Here is a 23,595-nt window from a genome sequence, read left to right as displayed (position 1 = left end):
TTAGATGGTCCAAATCGTATCGCCAGGGCCCCGTATAATCAGGGCGAGGGGAAGAAATCGAACAGGGATGACCCATCACACAGCAATAGGAGGTTCGGACACTTGATCAACAGTTCATCGAAGGGCCATCTGCAGCGGTATATGCTCCGAATCGGCAAAAACTGGGGGCTGTACTTGCTTTTGCTCCCGGCAGTCACGCTGCTGTTATGTTTTACTTATAAGCCGATGTACGGGGTCATTATCGCGTTTAAAGATTTTAAGCCGGCTTTGGGAATTATGGATAGTCCTTGGGTGGGACTCAAATACTTCGAAAAGTTTTTTCAGTCCTATCAATTCTGGATCACGATCAAAAACACGGTACTGATCAGCTTGTACAGCTTCGCGATGTTTCCGATTCCGATTATATTCGCCATCCTGGTGAATCAACTGCGAGCGAACCGGTACAAGCGGGTATTCCAGACGATCACTTATATGCCGCATTTCATCTCTACCATTGTAATCGCGGGTCTCATGATGATTCTGCTGTCTCCCGGCAACGGTCTCATGGGCAATCTGTTCCGATTATTCGGCGCGGAGGCGCCCAATGTCATGGGCTCGGCGAGTCTGTTCAGCAGCATCTACGTCTGGTCCGACGTCTGGCAGCATACGGGCTGGGACAGCATTATCTACCTTGCGGCGTTGTCGGCGGTCAGTCCAAGCTTGTACGAGGCGGCGACAGTGGACGGCGCAACGCGCTGGCAGAAAATATGGTATATCGATATTCCGATGCTCATCCCGACAATCGTTACCCTATTGATCCTGAGAGTCGGCGGCTTGCTTGGCGTCGGCTTCGAGAAGGCCTACCTCTTGCAGAACAATTTGAATATTTCCGGCAGCGAGGTCATCTCGACGTACGTGTACAAAATCGGATTGCTCAGCTCGCAGTACAGCTTCTCGGCAGCCATTAATCTTTTTAATACGCTCATTAATTTTGCGCTGCTCATCTTGGTCAACCAAATAGCCAAAAAATATTCGGAGAATAGTCTCTGGTAACAGAAAGGAGGACGTACAGCCATGGAGACTGCAACGAATCATGTTCTGCCTATGAAAAGAAAGCGCGATAACGACAAGCTGCTGGAAACGTTATTGTATACCTGGTCCGTCATTGTGCTTATCCTTGTATTATATCCGCTTTATTTTATCGTTATCGCGTCTTTCAGCGATCCGTCGGCCGTAGGCAACGGGAAAGTGTGGCTCTGGCCTCAAGGATTTACATGGGACGGCTACAAGGAGCTGTTCAATCATTCGAATATATGGATCGGATACCGGAACACGATAGCTTATACGGTTGTCGGCACCGCAATCGGGCTCGCGGTCAACCTGTCGGCGGCCTACGCCTTGTCGAGGAAGGATTTGGTCGGCATCAAGCCGCTGTCGTTTTTCTTTATTTTCACCATGTTCTTTAACGGCGGCCTGGTGCCTACCTTTCTGACGATCCGCGATTTCAATCTGTACGATACGTTCCTGGTCATGGTGCTTCCGTTCTCGGTCGCCGTATTCGACATCATCGTGGCGCGCACCTTCTTCCGCACGGGCATACCGGCCGAGCTATGGGAAGCCGCGCAGATCGACGGCTGCGGCAATCTTCGATTCTTTGCGCTTATGGTGCTGCCGCTGTCCAAAGCCATCATTTCGGTGCTCGCCTTATGGTTCGCGGTCGGCCATTGGAACTCTTACTTCAACGCGCTTATCTACTTGCAGAATAAAGATCTCCATCCGCTTCAACTCGTGTTGCGGGACATTTTGGTCACCAATCAGATGCAGAATGCTCTGGGTACGGGAGAAGCGGCCCAGATCGCGCTGCGCCTGGCCAATCTGCTTCGTTACTCCGTCATTATCGTCGCGACGCTCCCTATTATGTGCCTCTATCCGTTTGTGCAGAAGCACTTTAACAAGGGGGTGATGATCGGCGCCGTCAAGAGTTGATAAGCAGCGGGAATGCATGGCGTGTTACACTAATTCTATTAAAGGGGAGTTCGACATGGCGAAGATGAAACAAATGTTATCCGGCTTGGCTTTAATCTCCGTATTGGGGACGGCCGTGCTGGCCGGCTGCAGCAACGGAGCGGATCCCGACAATGGCGGATCGAACGAGTCCGGCAGCAAATCGACAAGCGAGCCCGGAAGCGGCTTTAACAAAGAAGGTTTGCCGATTACGGACAAACCGGTGACGTTGAATGCGCTGACGATTCGATGGGGCAACATGGGCGATACGTTTACGAAAAATACCTGGCTGCAAGAGCTCGAGAAAAACTCCAATGTCAAGATCAATTGGCAGGTCATCTCCAACAGCGATTGGGAAACGCAAAAATCCGTCATGCTGGCAAGCGGCAAAATGCCGGACATCATTATCGGCAACATGGCCTTCGGCGATTCCGATATCGTAAACAACCTCAATTTGTTCCGTCCGCTGGACGACTACATTGAACAATATATGCCGAATCTGAAAGCGGCGATGGCCGAAATGCCGGATATGAAAAAACTGAGCACATTCCCGGACGGCAAAATCTATTCGCTGCCCGCAAGGCTGCCGTCGCGCCCCTACTCCTCCGTACAGCCGGTCATCAACAAAGCATGGCTGGACAAATTGGGGTTGAAGGCGCCGGAGACGCTTGACGACCTGTACAATGTGCTGAAGGCGTTTAAAGAGCAGGATCCGAACGACAACGGCAAGGCGGACGAAATTCCGTACAGCGACTCCAAGGATGTCGACATGAATCTGTTCTCGCCGTTCGGCATAACCGACATTCGCGGCAATCATATGATCGTCAAGGACGGCAAGCTGGAATATTTCCCAACCTCCGAAGCCTACAAAGCTGGAATCGAGTGGGCAAACAAATTGTTCTCCGAAGGGCTGATCGATAAGGAAACATTCACTCAGGACAACACGATGCTGACGGCCAAACGCCAAAATCCCGATGCGGCGCTGGTCGGCTTCTCCTACCAGTGGACGCCGGATGCGGTATTCGGCCAGTGGAGCGACCAATACGAAACGATCGTGCCGATTACCGGACCGGACGGAAATAAATATCAGATTGGCGATCCCAACGGTCTCAGCTTCCGTCGCAACGAGGTGCTGATTACGACAAGCAACAAATATCCCGAAATTTCCGCGCGCTGGGCGGATCAGTTCTACACCGGCGAAGCCAGCATCCAGAACTTCTGGGGCGCCATCGGCACCTCGATCGAGAAAAACGCCGACGGCACGTACACGCTTATGGATCCGCCGGACGGCACAAGCGCGGACGCCTGGTACTGGGACAGCTCCCTGCGCGACTTCGGCCCGAAATACGTCAGCCCCGAATTCGAGAAAAACATCAAGCTCGACCCCTCAAGCGGCGACGGCTTAAAGCTGCAGCTCGACAGCCTGAGCAAGGACTATGTGACGGAGCCTTATCCGGAAGTCATGTACACGGTCGAGGAGTACGAGGAGCTTCCGACGCTGACCACCGATATCGAAAGCTATATTAGGAGTACGCGCGCCAAGTGGATTACCAAAGGCGGCGTCGATCAAGAGTGGGACGCTTACGTCGAAAAGCTTAACGACATGGGCTTGCAGAAGCTGATTAAGATTTATACGGACGCTTACGAGCGTTACGACAATATACAGTGATGAAAATACTCAGCCAATTAAAGGAGCAGCTATGAGGACATATCGAATCGGATTGATCGGACTCGGCGGCATGGCGCATTCGCATATCCGTTGGATGGCGGATGAGCGCCGCTATAAGGTTGTGGCCGTAAGCGACGTGGATGAGCGGGCGTTGGCGGAGAAGGGAGAACAGCTCTGCATTGAGTCCGGCAAAAGGTACCCTGATTTTGTAAGGCTCATCGTAGACCCCGAGGTCGACGCGATCGTATCCGTAACGCCGAACAACGTCCATTCGGATATCTTGCGCGCTTGTCTTGCGGCAGGCAAACCTTATCTCGCGGAGAAGCCGTTCACCCGCGTCTTCGCTGAAGCGGAGCAGCTTCTGAAGCTGTACGAACGGGAGCCGGTGCCCGGCATGGTTGGTTTCAGCTATCGTTACACGCCGGCCTTCCGCTATGCGCGCGAGCTCGTTCGGGAAGGCAAGTTGGGCACGGTGCGCAGCTTCTCGATCCAGTACTTGCAAAGCTGGGGAGCCGTCCCGAACGACACGCCGTATCTGTGGCGCTTCGACAAGGACATCACCGGCACGGGAACGCTCGGCGATCTGGGCTCGCATATGATCGATCTGGCGCGGTTTCTGTTCGGCGAATTTCAGGAGCTGTCGGCGCAGCTGCGCACCTTCGTTCCTGAGCGGCGGGATCCCGCTACCGGGGAGATGGTCAAGGTCGAGGTCGATGATTTCGTAAGCTTTCAGGCGCGGATGACCGGCGATGCCGTCGGCATCTTCCAATCGTCGCGCAACGCGATCGGCTCGGGCAATCAGCATGAGGTATCGGTCTATGGCGATCTCGGAACGCTGCATGCGTCCACGCTAAATCCCGATCAGCTCGTATGGATTCGCGAAGAAGCTCCGGGACAGCTTGCCAAGGCGGTCATCGACGTTCCCGAACGGTGCAAAGTGTCGCAGTACGGCGACTTCCTGTCGCTGCTGGACGGCCTCGCCCCGGACGGCCTTCCGGACTTCATGGACGGGTATCGCAATCAAGAGGTGCTGGACGCCGTCATCCGCTCGAGCACGGAGAAACGTTCTGTCGCGTTGCCTCATCCCAATTAATACGAAGTTGATTGGTTCGCCAACCGGCTAAATGCAAATAGCGGCGCAGGATTGGAAATCCCTGCACCGCTATTTGCACTTCTTATTACCCCGCCGCTCTTGCTTCCAGCATTTCTGTCATATCCCGCATACTCAGTTCCGGACTACCTTGTCGCTAACGAAGCCCACGCGTCTTCAAGCCACTTATCGAAGTCGTCGCCCTTTTCGCCTTCGCAGGTATCATAAATATCAAGTCTCATCTTTTTGAACTTCTCTTTGAAATCTGGATAAGCATGACCTTTCGGCAAGCTTTTCTTTATTCTTACCAGAATTTTGGCAACCTCTCTGCTTAAGTCGCCTTTTTTTCTTGGCGGAAGCTGGACATCTTCACCGAATTGTTTGAGCTTGCCAAAGGCAGCTTCTCGAACCTTATACACGCTGTCGTTATTCAGTCTATGCAATAGCACATCAATGGTTTGTTTCGTTTTCCACTGACCTAACTCTTCCACGGCAGCTAGTCGTTCTCTCCAATTGGACGTCCGGTTCGCAGCTGTTTTTAATTGATCATAATTGGGAGGCAACTCATTTTCCACTTCGTTTTTATTCAAAGGATCCCATCCTGTTCTATTGTGAATTCAAAAATCGAAATTATGATTCAATTATAACAGCGTGCATAATATCCGCAACAATCGCAAGAAGAACCGTTCCCATAAAGGAAGCGGCTCTTCTTGCGATCTATAGACCGCTCTTGAACGAACGGTCGCCCTTGCGATATCTCAGGTCCGTAGAACCTGTCTACTCCTTGACGGCGCCGATGACGATGCCTTTTACGAAGAAGCGCTGCAGGAACGGATAGACGAGCAGAATCGGCAAGGCGCTGATAAAGATCTGGGATGCTCTCAGCGTTCGCTGCGACATATTGGCGATGACGCTCGGATCGAATCCCGTCGTGCTCCCTTGCACGATTAACGTCTGCATAAAGCTCGCAAGCGGCAGATTTTCCACGCCCTTCATATAGATGAGGCCGTCGAAATAGGCGTTCCAATGGCCTACCATCGTAAACAAAGCGATGGTCGCGATCGCCGGCAACGATACCGGGAGGAAGACGGAGACGAAGCTGCGGAAGTATCCCGCTCCATCGATAAAGGCTGCTTCCTCGAGCTCCTTGGGCACCGACCGGAAGAAATTAAGCAGCAAAATAATATTGTAGACCGCCACGAGACCCGGCAGGATGAGCGCAAGCAGGTTGTTGAGCAAGCCCAGCTTCAAAATCAGGATGTAGCCGGGCACGAGTCCCGCGCTAAAGAGCATCGTGATGACGAAATACCAGAGATAGACGTTCCTGCCGCGGAATACGCGGTTGTCCTTCGAGAGCGCGTAGGCGGCAACAGAATTCACGGCCAGAGCAAGCGCCGTTCCGAGAACCGTTCTCTTAAGCGAAACCCAAAGCGATGTGACGAAGTTGTCGTTGCCGAACGTCTGGGCGTAGGCATCCCATGTAAATCCGATGGGCCAGAGCGTCACGAGTCCCGCGTTCGCCGCGGAAGTATCGCTGAAGGACACCATAAGCAGATGGTACAGCGGCAGCAAGCAGCCTATGGAGACTATCGCAAGCAGGATGTAATTGAATACGCTGAAGATACGGTAAGACAGCGTTTTATGGTACACGCGGATCACCCTTCCCAATTAAGCAAATTCGGTCGTTCATAGCTAGAAAATGCGGTAACCCGCGTATCGGTAGGCCAAGCGGTACGATATGACGATAAGCACCAGGCTGATCATCGACTTGAACAGGCTGACCGCCGTCGCAAAGCTGAATTGGCCGCTGAGCAGACCTTCGCGATAAACAAACGTGTCAATAATATCGCCCTGCTGATAGATCATCGGGCTATACAGGTTGAACACCTGGTCGAAGTTCGCGTTCAGCACGTTGCCGAGCGCCAACGTGGCGACCACGATAAGAATGGGCGTGAGCGACGGAATCGTAATATGCAGCGTTTGCTTAAGCCGGCTTGCGCCGTCGACTTCCGCCGCTTCGTACAGAGCCGGGTTGATGCCGGATAACGCAGCGAGGAAAATAATCGTATTGAAGCCGAACTCCTTCCAGACATCGCTAAAGATAATCGTCAGGCGGAACCAGGTGCCGTCTCCGAGGAAGAAGATCGGTTTGGTGCCGAACAAAAACGTGAGCAGTTGATTGACGATGCCTGTCTGCGCAAGCAGATCGATCAGGATGCCTCCAAGCGTCACCCATGATAGAAAGTGCGGCAAATACACCAGCGTCTGAATCGATCGTTTGAAGCCCATATTCCTCACTTCGTTCAGCAGCAAGGCGAACAAGAACGGAATAATGAGGTTCAATACGATCTTGGAGCAGGCGAATATGAGCGTATTCATCGTTATTTTCATAAAATAATCATTCTCGAACATGTATCGGAAGTGCTTCAGGCCGACAAACGGAGAACCGGTAAAACCCAAGCTCGCTTTGTAGTCCTGGAAGGCCATCACGATGCCTCCCATCGGCAGATAGGAAAAGACGAAAACGGACAGCACGGCAGGCAGCACCATCAGATGCAATACCCAAGGCACCCGGTATCCCGTTCGTTTTCCCGCTCCCCTTTTGGCCCTGAGACTGGGATCTGTTGAAGTCATTGAGTCCATGGTTCTCTCCCTTTCTAAACATTTCTTGTATCCGGGTCGTAGTCTTGCTTTATATAATAGCAACAGGTACGATAACCGAACTATAGGACATTGTTAGGATCGATAGGGTTTTGTTATGGAAATTGCGGAGGGAGAATCGGTAATGGGGCTCGGAAGAGGCATAAGCATGGTCAGACAAAAAGTAAGTTCCAAAATGAGTTTGTTCGCAAAAATAAACGGGCTGCTTATCATCCTGTTCGTCCCGGTTATCCTTTTTTTTGCCTACTCCAACGGCGTCTCCTCGAACGTTATCGACAAGGAGCTCAAGTCGTCGAATATTAAGCAGCTTTCGTTCCTGTCCAGTCAGATCGAGTCGCGCGTCGACCAGACAATGGACTTCGTCCTGACCTTCTCGAAGGACCCGAACGTCCAGAAGTTTAATGGTCTTAATGTCTGGGACGATCTGTACGACCGCATGCAGACGAGATACGTCATTCAGGAGAAAATGGCGCTGCAATCCGGCGTCATGAACATTTGGCCGGTGCAGTTCACCGTCTACTCGCAGCAGAACAAAGAGGCGCTCTCCAATACGGACAGCATAGCGGTGTACGACGAAGATTATTTGAGACGGAACGGGACGGGCAGATGGCTGTACGGAGACGGGACGACCGCAACACCCGAGCAGCCGAAGGCATTTCATTGGTTCTATGCCGATTCGTTCGGGCAGCAAGGCTCGCTTACCGGCAGCAATCTGGTCGTACAAGCCAGCTTCTATCCAGCCAACATCCAGAATCTGCTCGATACCTATAAGGCGGGCGGGCAAGGCGATCCCATGCTCTATCGCAAGGGCGAGGCTTTAATCCTTAATCGAAGCGCCGATGCGGAGCTCGCGAATCAGTTGGTCCGCTTGCTGGACGAACAGGAGCTGGGAGATACCATGCAGGAAGTCGTGGAGCTCGACGATAAACGGTACCTCGTCAGCTCGGTAGTGTCCGCCCCATTGGGCTGGCATTTGGTGGACATCGTGCCGCTCGACCGCATTCTCGGACCGATCTCGTTTAGCCGCAACCTGTTCTACGCGGCGATGGCGCTGCTATTCGCGGTAGGCATATCCGCTTCCGTGCTCTTGTATCGCAACGTGCAGCGTCCCATCCGCAAGCTCATACTCGGCTTGCAAAGCGTGCAGCGGGGCGACTTCTCGGTCAGGATGAACTCGAACGTCAACAACGAATTCGCCTTTCTGTTTTACCGGTTCAACGATATGTCCAACCAAATTCAGGAGTTGATCGAAAACGTCCTGAAGGAGAAGCTGCAGGCGCGGGAAGCAACGTTAAAGCAGCTGCAGGCCCAGATTAACCCGCATTTTCTGTACAATTGCATTGGATACATGATTAACATGGCCCAAATGAAGGAAGAAGAGGCCGTCGTTTCGATGGGTCACAATTTAAGCGCCTACTACCGGTATATGACCCGTTTGGAACGTCCCACCGCCTCCTTGAGCGAGGAGGTTCAGTTGATCGTCAATTATTTGGATATCCAGAAGCTCCGCAATGGACGCATTCATTACCATATCGATATACCCGAGGAGATGCTGAAGCAGCATGTTCCAAGACTCATGCTTCAGCCGATCGTCGAGAACGCCGTCATCCACGGCGTCGGCAAAACCTACTCGTCCGGAGAGATTCGCATCACCGGCGAGATGTCGGGCGGGTTCTGCAAGCTTTATGTGGAGGATGACGGCCCCGGGATGTCCGAGGAGCAATTAGACGCGCTGAACCACAAGATGAGGCAGCCGCTCCAGGATGATACGGGATACGGCTTCTGGAATACGAATCAGCGGATCATGCATCAATTCGGCGGGAAATCCCGGATCGCATTTACGAAATCGGGACTGGGTGGACTCCGGACGGAGATGATATGGGAGCTTCCTTCCGCTGACGCGGGGCCGGTTCCATACGCACAAGGAGGAGAACAAGTACATGCAAATGATCATCGTTGACGACGAAGCCCACTGGGTAGACAATCTATCCACGACCAAGCCTTGGCATACGCTGGGCATCGATGTCGTTCATAAAGCGTATTCCGCGCAGGAGGCGCTGCAAATCATGGAGTCGCATCCCATCGATATCGTGATCTCCGACGTGCTTATGCCGGAGATGACCGGAATCGAGCTCATGGAGAAAATCCGCGAGTCCGATCAAAGGGTAAAATGCATCATTTTGTCCGGTTATTCCGACTTCGAATATACCAAGGAAGCGCTGCGCAACCAAGCCGTGGATTATTTGCTCAAGCCTCCTACGGATCAAGAATTGCTCGGAGCGGTCAAGCTGGCCATCGAGCAATTGGAAACCGAGTGGGGAACGGTCAGTTCGCTCGAACGTACCCGGCATATTCTGCGGGAAAATATGCCGTTCTTGCGCGGGCAGCTTCTGCTGAGCGCCTTTCGGGGAGAGAGACTGCCGCTAGACGAGTGGGAGCGGCGGCTCGATAGTTACGGGCTTCCCTACCGCTTCGGGGAATGCGCGCTCATGCTTGTCCGCATGGAAGAGGAATTCGGACAATACCGCAACAACGGCCAGCATCTGATGGAATACGCCATCATGAATATAGCCGAGGAGATATTCGGCGATTTCGCGCACGCGTGGGGCGTGAAGGAAGAACACGGTTATCTGGCCTTCCTGCTTCAGTTCAAAGAGAATCCGGCGATTGCGGGCAAAGAAAGCAGTCTGGAGAAGGCTGCCATGCACCTGCAAGCGAAGGTGAAACAATATTTAAACGGTTCCTTGTCCATCGTCATGACGGACTCCTTCGACTTCCCGAACAAGCTGTCGGATCGGTACCGCCATGCGCTGGCCTACTTCAGGCAGATTGTCGGGGACGAAAGAGAATTCGTTATCCGCGCGGGCGACTTGGGCGGCGGAGCGACAAACGGGGTGCTTGATGTCATCCATGCGCCGCCAGTTCTGGGGGCCCTGCTCGAGGCCGGAAGATGGGAGTCCGCCGAGGAGAAGCTGACGGAAGTATTCGCGGAGCTCGACGAGAGATGGTCCGATTCCTGGGAGCATTGTCTGGAGGCCGGGTATCTGATCGCCTCCTCATTTACGAACTACTGCCATCGCCATGGCCATACGCTGGAAGGTCTTCTTGGCGGGGACATCGAGCTCCTGCGTACCGGAGAAGCATTTGCTTCGATCGGCAAGCTTCGCAATTGGGCGTTTGGCGCGCTGGGCAAGCTGAAAGAGACGGCTTCGAACGATGTCAAGGACATACGTTCCGTCTACGTCAGGAAAATTCAGAGCTTCGTCGAAGCGAATCTGCGTCTCGACGTCTCGCTGCGCGCCCTTGCCGATCATGTCAATCTGCATCCGACGCATCTCTCCAAGCTGTACAAGATCGAGACCGGCGAAGGGGTCAGCGATTTTGTCTACCGACTCCGCATGGAGACGGCTTGCCACAAGCTGAAGACGACCGATAAGAAGGTGTACGAGATCAGCATGGAGATCGGTTATTTGGACCCCGCCTACTTCATCAAAGTGTTCAAGAAGCAGTACGGACAGACGCCGCAAGAATTCCGCGAAGGTCACTAACAACATGACAGAGTCCTATGGAAACTGAGAAAATCCTATAGAAGACCCCGCGTGCCTGTTGGTAAAGTAGCTATTGTAACCACATCTTACACAGCAGGGGGATATTCGAAATGGGGAACATGAAGAAGTTATGGCTGCCGCTTGTCGCAATGACGCTCATCGCATCGGCATGCAGCAGCAATGCCGATAACAGCGGGAGTGCGGCCGACCCTACGGCTAGTCCGGGCGCCGCGACGTCCGAATCCGATGCCGCATTCGACAATGGCAAATACGATCCGCCGATCGAGATCAGCACGGTTATTATGCCGAAGGAATATACGAAAGGCGAAACCAACGAAAACAACGTTCATGACCGTTGGATGCTAGAGACGCTCGGCATGAAGCACAAGGGCACCTGGTATCCTGCCGGCGCGGATCAATACAAACAGCAGCTTCAGCTTGCCCTGACATCGGGCGAGAAGCTGCCGGACTTCGTATTCGTCCCTACCGACCCGGTATTGACGAACCAACTAATCGATTCCGAGCAGTTCATTCCGGTCGACGAGCTGTTCGAAAAATACGCCAGCCCGATCTGGAAGGAGCATGCCGCGAACAATCCTGAGCTGTGGTACCCGTTCACGAAGGACGGCAAGAAGTGGAACCTTCCGATCATGGAATACACCGACAATGACGACACGCTGCTATGGCTCCGCGAAGACTGGATGCAGAAGCTGATGCTCGAGGCTCCGACCACCATTGCCGAGCTCGAAGTCATTATGGATAAATTTAAAAACGAGAACCCGGACGGATTGGCTCCGAAAGACGTCTATCCGCTGGCGATCTCCTTGAAAAACAACACCAATACCTGGATGGGCGGACTGGACTGGCTGTTCGGCGCCTACGGCGCCGTGCAAGAGCAATGGAACCTGGACGCGAACGGCAACCTGGAGTACGGTTCCGTTAATGCTGGCGCCAAGCAGGCGCTGGCCAAGCTGCAGGAATGGATGAACAAAGGCTACATTCACCCGGACTCCGCGCTATGGGACGAAGGCAAATCGGCTGAAATCTGGACCAAAGGCAACGCCGGCGTCTTGCCTGGCGCGAACTGGGTTCCGGACTGGCCGGCACCGGATTTGATTAATAACGTGCCGGGATCGGTATACAAAGCATACCCGATTCCTGCAGGACCGGACGGCTTGATCGGCACCAAATGGCAGAACTCCGGCGTCAACAGCAGCTTTATGATCAATAAAGACGCAAAACATCCGGAAGCCATTATTTTGTATTACAACTATTTGCTCGACAATTTGGCCAATCCAGCTGTAGGCAGCCCTTACGAATACGGTTTCGCCCAAGGCTACGACTGGGATATCATCGATGGCCAGCCAACCAACGACAAAGAAAAGATCAAAGACTTCTTTGATAAGTTCCCGTTCATCACCGGGCCGGCACGTATTCCCGGCCTCTACATGGAGTCGCTTGTTAAGCTCGCGAACGGCGAGAAGGCGGAGACGCCTTACGAGAAGCAGCAGGAGACATTCCGCAAACCTGAGAACTGGTACGCAGCGAAAGTCGTCATGGACCAAATCGACATCCGCAAGCAAAACTACTTTACGGGTGCGGCTACGCCGGCGATGATCGAGAAGTGGAACTTGCTTCGCCAATCCGAGCTGGAGACGTTTAACAAAATCATCTACGGCAAACTGCCGGTTGACGCCTTCGACGAATTCGTTGCCAATTGGAACGCCAACGGCGGCGAGCAAGTGACGAAGGAAGTTAACGAGTGGTTCCAATCCGTGTCGAAATAAAGAATTCCCATAAATATGAAGCTCAAAAGCACCGTCCCTGCTGAAGGGTCGGTGCTTTTGGCGTTGCCGGACTTATCCGGCAATCGGCTTGTTCGCATGCTTCTCCGATTTCTGAATACATTAGAATATTCGAGAAACAGGAGGACATCCATCATGTCACAACACGGGCAATCGTTTATGAGAGGTACGCTGGTCTTGTCTGCCGCTGCCTTTATCAACCGTATTCTTGGCTTCATCAGCGGCATGTATATCGCTCGCGTACTGGGCGCGGAAGGTATCGGCATCCTGATGATGGCGCATCCGCTCGTCCCGCTCGTCATTACGATTACGGAGCTTGGCTTGCCAGTGGCCATCTCCAAGCTTGTCGCAGAAGCGCACGCTCGCGGCGAACGCGAGAAAGTGAGGCGTATCCTGCATGTCTCACTCGCTGTCACGGGCTTCTTGAGCGTCACGCTCACGACCGTCGTCTTGCTTGGTTCGGAGTGGATTGCCTCCATCCTGTTAAGCGATCAGCGCGCTTATTACGCGATGCTCGCCATTACGCCGATCGCGCCGATCGTTGCCGTATCGGCCGTATTAAAGGGCTACTTCCGCGGGATGCAGCAGATGAAGACCATTGCCGCTTCCGATGTGCTGGAGCATACCGTTCAGATCGCTATCGTACTTGCATTGGTTCACCTATTGATGCCATATGGCGTTGCTTATGCGGCTGCCGGAGCCATGGCTGCCTCGGTCGTCAGCGAGTTGATCAGCCTCTCTTTCCTGGCTCTAAGCTACAAGCTGTACGGCGAGTCCAAGCTGCCGGGCGAGACCTGGGCGCGTCACCTCAAGCATGGCCGGCGCACGCTCGGAGAGCTGTTGCAGATCGGACTACCGACGACGGGGCACGGCGTCGTTCATTCGTTGTACAACACGTTCCAACCCTTGCTGATTACGACCAGCCTGGCGCTGGCCGGCATTGGGACGGCTGCGGCAACGAAGCAATTCGGCCTGCTCGCCGGCTATGCGTTCCCGCTTCTTTTTATGCCGAGCTTCATTACGCAGTCCTTGTCCACCGCTCTCATCCCCGCGATTGGCGAGGCTGCGGCGAACAAGAACAGTCTGCTCATCCATGAACGGATGAATCAAGCGATCAACTTGGGACTTCTCATCGGCGCCCCGGCCACCGTTATCCTCTACGAATGGTCCACTCCGATCACGACGCTGATCTACAACGCGCCCGAAGCAGGCGTGCTCTTGGCCATATTGGCGCCGATGTTTTTCCTGCATTATTTCGACGCCCCGCTTCATGCCATTATGCTCGGACTCGGCCGCGCGACAACGATGTTATGGAATTATGTCATCGCCACCGTATTCCGGGGGATCTCGATCTTCGTATTAGGCAGCCAATTCGGCATCAGCGGCGTTGCCTTCGGCATCGGTATCGGCATTGTGATGCAGACGCTCCTGAACTTTGTGTCCATCTCAAGCTCGATCGGCTTCTATTGGAGCATTCGCCCTTATATTAAGGTCGGGATCTGCTCCATGCTCATGGCGATAGGCGGACATTGGTCCTATACCTACTTTGTCGGCCAGGGTATGCCGCAAGTTTGGTGCGTCATCACCTCGATCGCCTGCTCCCTACTGATCTATCTAGCCGCTCTGATCGTGACGGGAACGTTGACCTGGAGGAACGCGCGTTATAGATTTTCGATTCCTTGGTAATAGGGTTTATGGATAAGGTACTGCGAATCGGTCTAAAGGGCAAAAGGGCCCTGCGCGTCATCATGATTGACGCGCAGGGCCCCTTCTCGCTTCTATAGGCGTTCTAAATGTACTGCATGCCGGATAACATCCGGTATAGCATAACAACCATTTGGGCCCGGGTAACGGAACGATTCGGCTGAAATTCTCCCCTCTCGTTGCCCTGCACGATACCCGCTTCCGCCGCCTCCCGGACCGCATCCGCGGCCCAATCGGAAACGTCGGCGGCATCGGTAAGCCGGACTCCCTGACGGACATTGCCAAAGTCCGTTCCCGCCGAACGAACGGCACGCATAATCATGACGGCCAGTTGCTCGCGGGAGATGCCTTCATCCGGGCGGAACTCCCCGGCTGCGTAACCTTGAATCAAACCGGCGCCATAAGCCGCCGCAACCTCGTCCTCATACCACTTCCCGGCCGTGTCGTAGAACGTTCCATCCCCCTGGCCCGATGCAGTAGGACGAAGCCCCAGCGCCCTTACGAGCAGCGCCGCGGCTTCGGCGCGAGTCAGCCGACCCTCCGGATCGAAACCTCCGTCGCCGCGTCCCTGAACAATCAGTTTGGAAGCCAAGAGCTCGGCTTCCCGGTCCGCCCAATGCCCGTCCATATCTTTGAAGGAAACCTGATGGGTCAAGACGGCATAGATGCCGGGGCCAGTCACCTTGAATTCGGCGACCGGCCGTCCGTCTTTCATCGCGAAGCTCGCCGGCACGAATCGGAATTGTCCCGTCTGCTCGTCGATGCGAACGAGAACCGCGCCGTCCGGCATTTCGCCATCGCCAAGCAGCAGCGTTTGCATCTGGAAAGGCACCTCGTCGTTCAAGCCGGCCGAGAAACGTACGTAATCCGTAAGCAACTCACTGCGCAGTCCACTCGCCTTAACGGATTCGGGAGCCTCGCTTAGTCGTTCCGCTCCGAACATCCAAGTCGTCCGAGCTTCCGACTCCGTTTCCGACTGAAGGCCCGCCAGTTTTACGCCAATCGTCGCGCTGTCTCCTTGAAGGAGGAGCGCCGCCTCCGGATTCATGGCAAGCAATTTGTCGACTGTCGTTTGATCCAGTATAACCATACCGGATTCTTTAATCGTCACGACGCCTTCCTCTATCCGGTCGATTCCGATGTCGACGGTCGTCTCAGTCCCGTCCGGCCGGATGATCGTTGCGGTCGGACGATTTTGAGGCGTGCCCGTATACGGCAGGTAAACCGTCAGCTCGACCTCGATGGTCAGCCCTTCATAGCCTATCGTCACCTTGGTCGTGCCTGGCGCCTTAGCTTGCGCTTGCCCGTTCGAATCGACCTCGACGATCGAAGCGTCAAGCACGGTATAGGTTACCCCGGATAGTTGGCTTCTGACGGTATCGTCCGAATACGTTGCCGTAACCTCAATGGTTTTCTCTTGACCGTAAATCATCGTGTACCGGGATAGATCCGTATGCAAGCTCACCGCGACGGGATCGAGGCGAAGCACCCGGACCGTAAACTTCTTCGTCTCGCTTACGGTGCCTTTCGTTACGGTCGCCGTTAGTTCGACGGAAGCATCCCCTTCCGTGTAAGCGGGCCTGCTCGCTTCTCCGGACTCCGCATTTACGATGTTCGGACGGGATGATGTCCAAATGATGCCGCTGCCCCATTCTCCGGCAACCGGAAGCTGCAGAGGTCCTGTCACCTGATCCGCGCTATCGCCATCCGCATAGCCGATTTCTAATGCATCCAAGTCCCACTCCACTGCTTGTTCATTCGTCAAATCGGCTTCTTTGACCACGATCTCATACTCGACTGAGTAATCCGAACCGTCTATCCTCGTCTCCGCGGTTACTATAACGCGGATATCGCCCGAATCTCCGGGCACGAATGCAGGACGATTGACCTTCCCGGTAGCGGTGACCACCGTGTCAGGGGAGGACGACGTCCAGACGACCTCGTACCCTTCGGCGTCATGCGAAGGCAGCGAAATATCTCCCGTCACCTCATGCGGTCCGTCCGAACCCGAGAACCCGATGCGCGGCGGATCGTATACCTTAAGCGTTCCTTCCATCAATTGAACGTCATAATTGCTCAGCTTGCCGTCCGGATCGTCGAGTTCCGCCGTGACCGGATATTCCCCTGCCGGACTATCCTCGACCGCGATTGAACGGTACCGCGCTGTTATCTCGTCTTGATTGGCCAGGCCTGATATCGCCCCGGTCAGATCCGGATTCGGGTGAGAGGTCCAACGGACAGCGTTATGAGGAGTGACCAGCAAGCTCGCTTTCGTAACGGTCAACGTACCCGGAACGAGCGTTGCGTAATAATTGACTAGCCTGCCGTCCGGATCGTTCAGGCCGATTGTGATCTCATAGCTGCCGACGGAGCTGGCCTCCGAGGCGGCGGTGTTATAATCGGCCGTGATCGCATCGCCGTTCTTAAGCCCGGAAGACGTTCCGGTTAATGACGGGTTCGGTTGTCCGTATACACGCTCCGCATCCGTGGCGGCAAAGCTGAGCTCTGCCTTCCCGACAGCAAGACTCCCCTGCTGAAACGTAATCCGATAATTGCTCGCCGCTCCGTCCGGCTCCGTCACCGCCGATGTAATGGGATAATCCCCAACGGGACTTTCGGCCGTGGCCGCTGTCGTATAAGCGACGGGGATATCATCCGAATTTTTCAGCCCGTCGAGCGTTCCCGTGAACGCGGGGTTAACTTCGCCGTATAACCGACTGGCATCGGTAGGCCGAATCGTTAGCGGCGCTTGGGTAACCGTGAGCTTCCCCTTCTCCGTCTGGACCTCGTAATTCGACAGCTTGCCTCCCTGATCCGCAACGGTCGGGGTTATGTCATACTGACCCACGGCGCTGCCTGGCACGGCCTCGGTCGAATAAGTTATCGGGAACGTGTCTCTGTTGCGAAGACCGACATTGGTACTCGTGAAGACGGGATTCGGCTCTCCGTATTCGCGCGTTTTATCATCGACCGTCACTGTATAAGGCGCCTTGGAGATCGTCAGCTGCCCCTTCTCCGTCTGGACCTCGTAATTCGCCAGCTTGCCTCCCTGATCCCCGACGGTCGGGATAATGTCGTACTCGCCGACGGCGCTGTCCGCCGTAGCAGAAGTCGAATAAGATACCGGGAACGTATCCCCGTTGCGAAGTCCGACACTGGTACTCGTGAAGACCGGATTCGGATCTCCGTATTCGCGTGTTTGATCATCGACCGTCACCGTAAAAGGCGCCTTCGTGATCGTCAGTTGTCCCTTCTCCATCTGGACCTCGTAATTCGCCAGCTTGCCTCCCTGATCCGCAACGGACGGGATAATGTCGTACTTGCCGACGGCGCTGTCCGACGTAGCAGAAGTCGAATAAGACACCGGGAATGTATCCCCGTTGCGAAGACCGACGCTCGTGCCCGTGAAGTCGGAATTAGCTTCGCCGTATTCTCGCGTTTGATTATCAGCCGTCACGGTTAGCGGCGCTTTCGTTACGGCAAGCGTGCCAGGAACGGATTGCACCTCGTAGTTCTTGAGTGTATTGTCCAAATCCATCACGTTTGACGTAATTGCATAGGTCCCGACCCCACTGACCTCGGTAGCGGTAGTCGAATAAGATATCGGGAACGTGTCCCCGTTGCGGAGTCCGACACTGGTACTCGTGAAGACGGGATTCGGCTCTCCGTATTCGCGCGTTTTATCATCGACCGTCACCGTATAAGACGCCTTGGAGATCGTCAGCTTCCCCTTCTCCGTCTGAACCTCGTAATTCGCCAGCTTGCCTCCTTGATCCGCGACGGACGGGATAATGTCGTACTCGCCAACAGCACTGTCCGCCGTAGCCGAAGTCGAATAGGACACCGGGAACGTGTCCCCGTTGCGGAGTCCGACACTGGTACTCGTGAAGACGGGATTCGGATCTCCATATTCGCGCGTTTTATCGTCGACCGTCACTGTATAAGACGCCTTGGAGATCGTCAGCTTCCCCTTCTCCGTCTGAACCTCGTAATTCGCCAGCTTGCCCCCCTGATCCGCAACGGTCGCGGTAATATCATATTGACCCACAGCGCTGCCCGCCGTAGCCGAGGTCGAATAGGACACAGAGAATATGTCCCCGTTGCGGAGTCCGACGCTGGTACTCGTAAAGACGGGATTCGCATCTCCGTATTTGCGCGTTTTATTATCAGCCGTCACGGATAGCGGCGCTTTCGTTACGGTAAGCGTGCCAGGGACGGATTGCACCTCGTAGTTCTTGAGTTTATCGTCCCGATCCGTCACGTTAGACGTAATGGCATATGACCCGACCCCGCTGCCCGCAGTGGCGGTAGTCGAATAGGCAACCGGAAACGTGTCCCCGTTGCGGAGACCGACGATCGACCCCGACAAAGGCGGATTGACGGCTCCGTATTGCCGTTCGCCGTTCGACGCCGTAACGGTCAAAGGCGCCTTCGTCACGGTCAACTGGCCTTCCTTCAATTGCAGCTCATAATTGAGCAGCGAGTTGCCCGTGCCCGCAGGGGTCGGAGTAATCGCATAAACACCTGCCGGACTGCTTGTCGAGGCCGCAGTCGAATAGGAGACCGTTATGGCATCTCCGTTTCTAAGTCCCGTCAGCGTGCCCGTTAAGACAGGATTGCTCAGACCGTATTGGCGCGAAGTCGAATGGGCCTCTGCGGTCAGCGGAGCTTTCGTAATCGTGAGCGTGCCCGCTACATAAGTTATCGTGTAGTTCGGTGAATGATAGCCCGATGCCTGAACCGCGTATGCTCCCACGTTCGAGGCAGCGGAGGCGATTGTCGTGTAGGAGAGCGTCCCAAGCGAAGACTCCGCATCCCACGAAGCGAGCCCGGTTACTTGACTCGTAAAGGCAGGATTGCCGCTTCCGTACGGACGCGTCGCCCCGCCGACCGTTACCGTTATCGGCCTCTTGGCGACGGTGATCGTCGTATCGTCCGCCGCCATGGAGTAGAACGAGGTCCCGTTGTATCGTGCCTCCAACAGGAGATTTCCCGGCGGCTTGTCCATACCGTACGACAGCTCCGCTCTGCCTTGAGCATTCGTTGCCGCGCTGCCGACAGGCACGCCGTTCAATTGAAATTCGACCTGTTGATTGGCAAATGCCCTTGCCCCGTTCATCAATTGAGCGGAGAAGACGACCACATCTCCATAAGTCGCATTCGCCTGCGCAGCCACCGTCAATTGCGTGTCGGGAGTCCGCACGGCGTCCGCTACATAGGTGCGGAAGTAAGCGTCATATTCGTTCTTCCAATCAGGGGGCCAATGAGAGCTGCTATAGAACCTTCCTCCAGAGTAGGAATTTCCCGTGCCCAACCACATACCGCCTTGGCTGGCGGAAGTGGTTCGAATCGTATATTGCTGTCCCTCCGTTATAGGAATGCCGTCGAAGGTGATTAAGGTCATATTCGGCGCCGGCGACAAAGGGATATCCAAATAGTCGAGCGTGACCGAACCAAGCGCCGAACCCGACAGGGTCTCCCCCGCAAAAATCTCGATCTTGAGTTGTCCTGCTTCCGCGTTTGTAAATCGGAACAGATGAAGCTCAATGTCGTACAGATAGCCGCTTCTACCCGCTGTAAAGCTCTGGGCCGCATCATCGAACATGGCGCCCGTTCCCAATCCGCTCGAAACGACTTGCTGGTCGACAGGATCGGGCGATGCCGCGGCCAATACTTCCTCCCGTCCTCCTCCCAACCACGCAAACACAACCGCTATAGTCAACACGACCGCCGCAACCTTCGCCAGATGGCCGCGGAAGCTATTACCAATCATTAGAAGCACTCCTTCAGTCTATTAATTATTAAGCGAATAAATAAATCGTACCATAGGAAGGCGCGATTGATGATTATCGAAAGTTAGTTTATTTAAGTGAGGCCGCTCATAGATTCGGAGTCACCAAGGATGCCAAAAAAGCCGTTTCGAGAGGCCCATGAGCGGACCCTCGAAACGACTTTATGACCCGGACAAGCACAAATGCTCCTTCGTTACTACCCGCGTCTTCCCTATTGCGGGGATTTCGCTTCTGGCTCCTAAGACGGCCTACCCGATTACACTTACACCGCTCCAGTTGTAATAAATCCAGGTCGCAGTATCAAATGGCGCGCCTGTATAAAACTTTTTGTTGGCGTATATTTGAAGCTGACCCGCTGTTGTCAGAGCCATCAGATCGGCCCATCCGTCTCCATTGACATCGCTTGCCGAAATATCCGATATGTCATCCCACTCCCCTGACACGCTCCAGCTTGCAGCAGCAAAGGGCAGCTGATTGGGGGCGCTTGACCATTGATTGGCATACTCCGTCAAAGTTCCGTCGCTTCTCGCCACCAGCAGATCGGCATACCCGTCACCTGTCGTATCGGCAACGGCTATTCCCGTTATTCCCGAGGAATAGCCTGACGGAACAGACCAGGTCAGCATGTTAAACGGAAGTCCCGTTCCGGAACCGGAAGCATTCCCCGTATTCACATGAATGCGCAAGGAACCGTCTGTGTGCGTGGAAACGAGATCAGCCAACCCGTCGCCATTCACATCCCCCGCAGCAATGCGAATCGCATCGCTCCAATTGACGTAATCCCAGGTAACGAATGTCCAAGGGGTGGTGCTGCCTGTATTTTTCCATATGCGCAGATGACCGTCTGTTCCCAGAGCCAGCAACTCGGCCTTTCCGTCGCCCGTTAAATCGGCTGTCGTAATGGCTGTTGTATCTGCTCCCCACGATGTGCCCGGAGATGTCCAGTACTTATTGACGAAAGGATATCCGTTATGAGCGGGCTCAAGGAATCCATTCGCATAGATGGACAACCTCCCGTCTGCGTCAATGGTTGTCAGATCTCCATACTTGTCGCCGGTAACATCGCCTTCGGTTCGGTCGATTTTATTCTGGAACACACGGAAATACTCGAATTTGGCTGTTGCCTGGGTTGCGTTTGTACGGCCGTGCGACACCAGTCCGATCTGGGCGGAGGTATTGGCGGGAAGGACCCACACTCCCCCCGCTTTCCAGTTTACGCCGTCCGTACTGCTTGAAGGCCGATAATGCTGCTCGCCCGTTACAGGATCAATGGTTACGTTGATGCGGAGCCAAGTCGTATCAGCCGGCACTCCGAAATTTGTTGCTCCCGCCCATCGAGTACCGCCGCCCTCTTGCGTCACCTTCCAAAACTCTAACAACCTGAGCGTATTCGCGGTGCTGTGGACCAAACGCAAATGATTGTTATCATTGGTATAAATAATGAGGCCGGCCTGTTCAAAATCTCTGATCGTGTTGATTCCGACATTAAAATGAAGTTTCGTTTCGATCATATAGTTGCCTTTAGGCGGAGATCGCAACAAGACCCCGGGTTTGCCCGACGCGGCGGCGAGATCCCCCGATTGTGTCGGCCATGCCAACGAACCCGACTGCACACTGGCATTCGGATCATTCCTGATCCAGCTCCAGCCGGCACCCAAGCTTCCTGTAAATTCATCGGAATAGGCGGTTAATAAATTGTTGCTGACAATAGGCGGATCCGAAACCAAAGATGTATAAGCCGTAAAGATTGTATTTACCGAAAAATTATCCACTTCCGCAAGACTGTCTCCCGCTATTCCGGAAACCCCCTGATTAACCAGAGCGTTTGGAAGCGTAGCTGTTTTTACAGCCAAAGGGTCTCCAAGATTGGCATGGGTGACTTCGGCCTTGAGATGATTGCCGCGCACTTGGACGGTCAAGGTATGCCATTGGTCCGGCGCAAAGCTCGATGGCAAAGAAGTAGTCGTAACTGTCGGAATTCCGTTGGTCACGGTTTCGATTTGCAGCTCGTTCGCTGCGGCATTAAGCAAAATCCGCACATAATGGTCTTCATCCACATAGTTACTCAGCAAGCCAACGACATCGGCCGTCCCCATTGTACGTATATCCGCCTGGACCTGCACATCCGAGCCGGAAAGCACCTTCACTCTCGCCATTGTATCCGGTCCGTTCAGCCGCATGAACGCCCCGCTGTCCGTTCCTGCACCGCTGATGTTCGAGAAGCTGCCTTGAAGCGCAACAAAATTGTTGGCTGTGGCGACAGAATCTCCAAAGCGATCATCCACCGTTCCCGTTACAATCGGCATGGGCTGGGGGGTAGCCGATGCCCCTCTGCCCTCGCGCACGATCGGCCATCCGTCAATCCAGTCGAGGCGATCGATATGCAATTGACGGACCGTGTCGGCAGCCGTGTAACGATTAAGCGCATGATACACGATATAGGTTTGACCGGAAAGATCGGTCAGCATGGCATTGTGGCCCCCGCCAAGAACCGAATTCCCGCTGTTGGACATCATGATCGTTCCGCCGCTTCGCGAATTCACAAGCGGTATTCCATCGCGATCGACATAGGAACCAAGCAGGCTTGCGGACTTCCCGACATAGGTTACATACCCGGACGAAGGTCCGGCACAACAACTGGATGACGACAGCATCAGATAATAAAAGCCGTCACGATGCACCATGTAAGGCCCTTCATATTTGCCGCTGGCAATTTTCACCGGAGAGAAGGCCGGATCGGCACTCAGCCCGCTGCCGTTGAGCTTCTGAATCCAGACCCCTCCCGGATAACTCCCGTATAGGACATAATTTGTTCCGTCTGTATCGGTAAAGCCTGCAGGATCAATCAGCGTGGCGCCGACGGTCAGCAGCGCTGAGCCTCTGTCCGTCCATGGCCCCGTCGGCGAAGGCGCGGATGCGGCGCCGATCGCCGACATGCCGGAACTGTTGATCACGCTGTAATAAAGAACGTATTGCCCATCAATATATCGAATGTCTGGAGCCCAAAAGGAATAACCACTCGCCCAGGCAGGTTTTGAAGCGAATACCGTGCCCATATTTGTCCATGTTTGCAGATCTTCCGACCTGGAAATTTGGAATCTGTCCCCGGTAGCATACGCATACCAATACCCGTCCTTGCCTTTAATTATAGTAGGGTCGGCAAAATCGCCGGGCCGGATCGGATTGGTGTACGTGGAAGATTGGGCAAACGTCAACTTGGGAGCAGTGACGCCAAAAAAGTTCAGAGAAATCATAAAGACGACCAGCATAAAATATCCTGCAGCTTTTCTCCATCGCATCAAACCGCTTTTCAGCTCTGCATGTCGCATTTATCCATCACTCC

13 protein-coding genes are annotated in these 23,595 nt (G+C 54.3%); 8 read left to right on the top strand and 5 right to left on the bottom strand.

What is annotated here, in order from left to right; translation table 11 throughout:
• The first annotated feature begins 141 nt into the window (after nt 1-141).
• The 4 genes from KJW29_RS31315 (at nt 142) to KJW29_RS31300 (ending at nt 4,745) form a co-directional block, all read left to right on the top strand.
• A complete protein-coding gene (locus KJW29_RS31315) occupies nt 142-1,032 on the top strand; it encodes an ABC transporter permease (RefSeq protein ID WP_214631403.1) in 891 nt (296 codons plus the stop codon).
• Between the two features lie 21 nt (nt 1,033-1,053).
• Entirely contained in the window at nt 1,054-1,965 is a 912-nt protein-coding gene (locus tag KJW29_RS31310) for a carbohydrate ABC transporter permease (protein ID WP_214627539.1), read from the top strand.
• A gap of 64 nt (nt 1,966-2,029) precedes the next feature.
• The gene (locus KJW29_RS31305) at nt 2,030-3,652 is read left to right on the top strand and encodes an extracellular solute-binding protein (RefSeq protein ID WP_425517585.1); all 1,623 of its coding nucleotides are present in this window, start codon (nt 2,030-2,032) and stop codon (nt 3,650-3,652) included.
• Between the two features lie 31 nt (nt 3,653-3,683).
• Entirely contained in the window at nt 3,684-4,745 is a 1,062-nt protein-coding gene (locus KJW29_RS31300) for a Gfo/Idh/MocA family protein (protein WP_214627538.1), read from the top strand.
• A gap of 143 nt (nt 4,746-4,888) precedes the next feature.
• Here the strand turns inward: KJW29_RS31300 and KJW29_RS31295 are convergent, their stop codons facing one another.
• The 3 genes from KJW29_RS31295 to KJW29_RS31285 form a co-directional block, all read right to left on the bottom strand.
• Nucleotides 4,889-5,332 (bottom strand): HEAT repeat domain-containing protein, encoded by a 444-nt coding sequence (locus KJW29_RS31295; RefSeq protein WP_214627537.1) that lies wholly within the window; start codon nt 5,330-5,332, stop codon nt 4,889-4,891.
• A 187-nt stretch (nt 5,333-5,519) separates the two neighbouring features.
• Nucleotides 5,520-6,392 carry a carbohydrate ABC transporter permease gene (locus tag KJW29_RS31290; RefSeq protein WP_087572138.1) on the bottom strand — a complete coding sequence of 291 codons (873 nt, stop codon included), beginning with the start codon at nt 6,390-6,392 and terminating at the stop codon, nt 5,520-5,522.
• A gap of 42 nt (nt 6,393-6,434) precedes the next feature.
• Nucleotides 6,435-7,292, bottom strand: a complete 858-nt coding sequence (locus tag KJW29_RS31285; protein ID WP_246608921.1) for an ABC transporter permease — start codon at nt 7,290-7,292, stop codon at nt 6,435-6,437.
• A gap of 259 nt (nt 7,293-7,551) precedes the next feature.
• Here KJW29_RS31285 and KJW29_RS31280 point away from each other — a divergent pair, with 259 nt between their 5' ends.
• The 4 genes from KJW29_RS31280 (at nt 7,552) to spoVB (ending at nt 14,442) form a co-directional block, all read left to right on the top strand.
• Nucleotides 7,552-9,363 carry a sensor histidine kinase gene (locus tag KJW29_RS31280; protein ID WP_246608455.1) on the top strand — a complete coding sequence of 604 codons (1,812 nt, stop codon included), beginning with the start codon at nt 7,552-7,554 and terminating at the stop codon, nt 9,361-9,363.
• Nucleotides 9,344-10,951: a response regulator transcription factor gene (locus KJW29_RS31275; protein ID WP_214627535.1), complete on the top strand. Its 1,608-nt coding sequence runs from the start codon at nt 9,344-9,346 to the stop codon at nt 10,949-10,951. The genes KJW29_RS31280 and KJW29_RS31275 overlap by 20 nt, the downstream gene beginning before the upstream one ends.
• Before the next feature lie 110 nt (nt 10,952-11,061).
• Nucleotides 11,062-12,738: a type 2 periplasmic-binding domain-containing protein gene (locus KJW29_RS31270; protein WP_214627534.1), complete on the top strand. Its 1,677-nt coding sequence runs from the start codon at nt 11,062-11,064 to the stop codon at nt 12,736-12,738.
• Between the two features lie 153 nt (nt 12,739-12,891).
• On the top strand, nt 12,892-14,442 hold the full coding sequence (gene spoVB, locus KJW29_RS31265) for a stage V sporulation protein B (protein WP_214627533.1): 1,551 nt from the start codon (nt 12,892-12,894) through the stop codon (nt 14,440-14,442).
• 103 nt (nt 14,443-14,545) lie between these two features.
• On the opposite strand, the gene KJW29_RS31260 is transcribed toward spoVB, so the two are convergent.
• Both KJW29_RS31260 and KJW29_RS31255 read right to left on the bottom strand, forming a co-directional pair.
• Nucleotides 14,546-20,233 (bottom strand): MBG domain-containing protein, encoded by a 5,688-nt coding sequence (locus tag KJW29_RS31260; RefSeq protein ID WP_214627532.1) that lies wholly within the window; start codon nt 20,231-20,233, stop codon nt 14,546-14,548.
• Nucleotides 20,234-20,500: 267 nt separating this feature from the next.
• Nucleotides 20,501-23,581 (bottom strand): family 43 glycosylhydrolase, encoded by a 3,081-nt coding sequence (locus KJW29_RS31255; RefSeq protein ID WP_214627531.1) that lies wholly within the window; start codon nt 23,579-23,581, stop codon nt 20,501-20,503.
• Between the last annotated feature and the right edge of the window lie 14 nt (nt 23,582-23,595).

The sequence above is a fragment of the Paenibacillus agaridevorans genome (assembly GCF_018604145.1).
In the GTDB taxonomy this organism is placed as follows: domain Bacteria; phylum Bacillota; class Bacilli; order Paenibacillales; family Paenibacillaceae; genus Pristimantibacillus; species Pristimantibacillus agaridevorans.
Note: the sequence above shows the minus strand (reverse complement) of the source record. Positions and strands in the feature narration are given on the sequence as shown.

Bases quoted from the DNA above. Each gene is read 5' to 3' on its own strand.
- KJW29_RS31315 (WP_214631403.1), top strand. From the start codon at position 142: ATGCTCCGAATCGGCAAAAACTGGGGGCTGTACTTGCTTTTGCTCCCG.
- KJW29_RS31310 (WP_214627539.1), top strand. From the start codon at position 1,054: ATGGAGACTGCAACGAATCATGTTCTGCCTATGAAAAGAAAGCGCGAT.
- KJW29_RS31305 (WP_425517585.1), top strand. From the start codon at position 2,030: ATGAAACAAATGTTATCCGGCTTGGCTTTAATCTCCGTATTGGGGACG.
- KJW29_RS31300 (WP_214627538.1), top strand. From the start codon at position 3,684: ATGAGGACATATCGAATCGGATTGATCGGACTCGGCGGCATGGCGCAT.
- KJW29_RS31285 (WP_246608921.1), bottom strand. From the start codon at position 7,292: ATGGTGCTGCCTGCCGTGCTGTCCGTTTTCGTCTTTTCCTATCTGCCG.
- KJW29_RS31280 (WP_246608455.1), top strand. From the start codon at position 7,552: ATGGTCAGACAAAAAGTAAGTTCCAAAATGAGTTTGTTCGCAAAAATA.
- KJW29_RS31275 (WP_214627535.1), top strand. From the start codon at position 9,344: ATGCAAATGATCATCGTTGACGACGAAGCCCACTGGGTAGACAATCTA.
- KJW29_RS31270 (WP_214627534.1), top strand. From the start codon at position 11,062: ATGGGGAACATGAAGAAGTTATGGCTGCCGCTTGTCGCAATGACGCTC.
- spoVB (WP_214627533.1), top strand. From the start codon at position 12,892: ATGTCACAACACGGGCAATCGTTTATGAGAGGTACGCTGGTCTTGTCT.
- KJW29_RS31260 (WP_214627532.1), bottom strand. From the start codon at position 20,233: ATGATTGGTAATAGCTTCCGCGGCCATCTGGCGAAGGTTGCGGCGGTC.
- KJW29_RS31255 (WP_214627531.1), bottom strand. From the start codon at position 23,581: ATGCGACATGCAGAGCTGAAAAGCGGTTTGATGCGATGGAGAAAAGCT.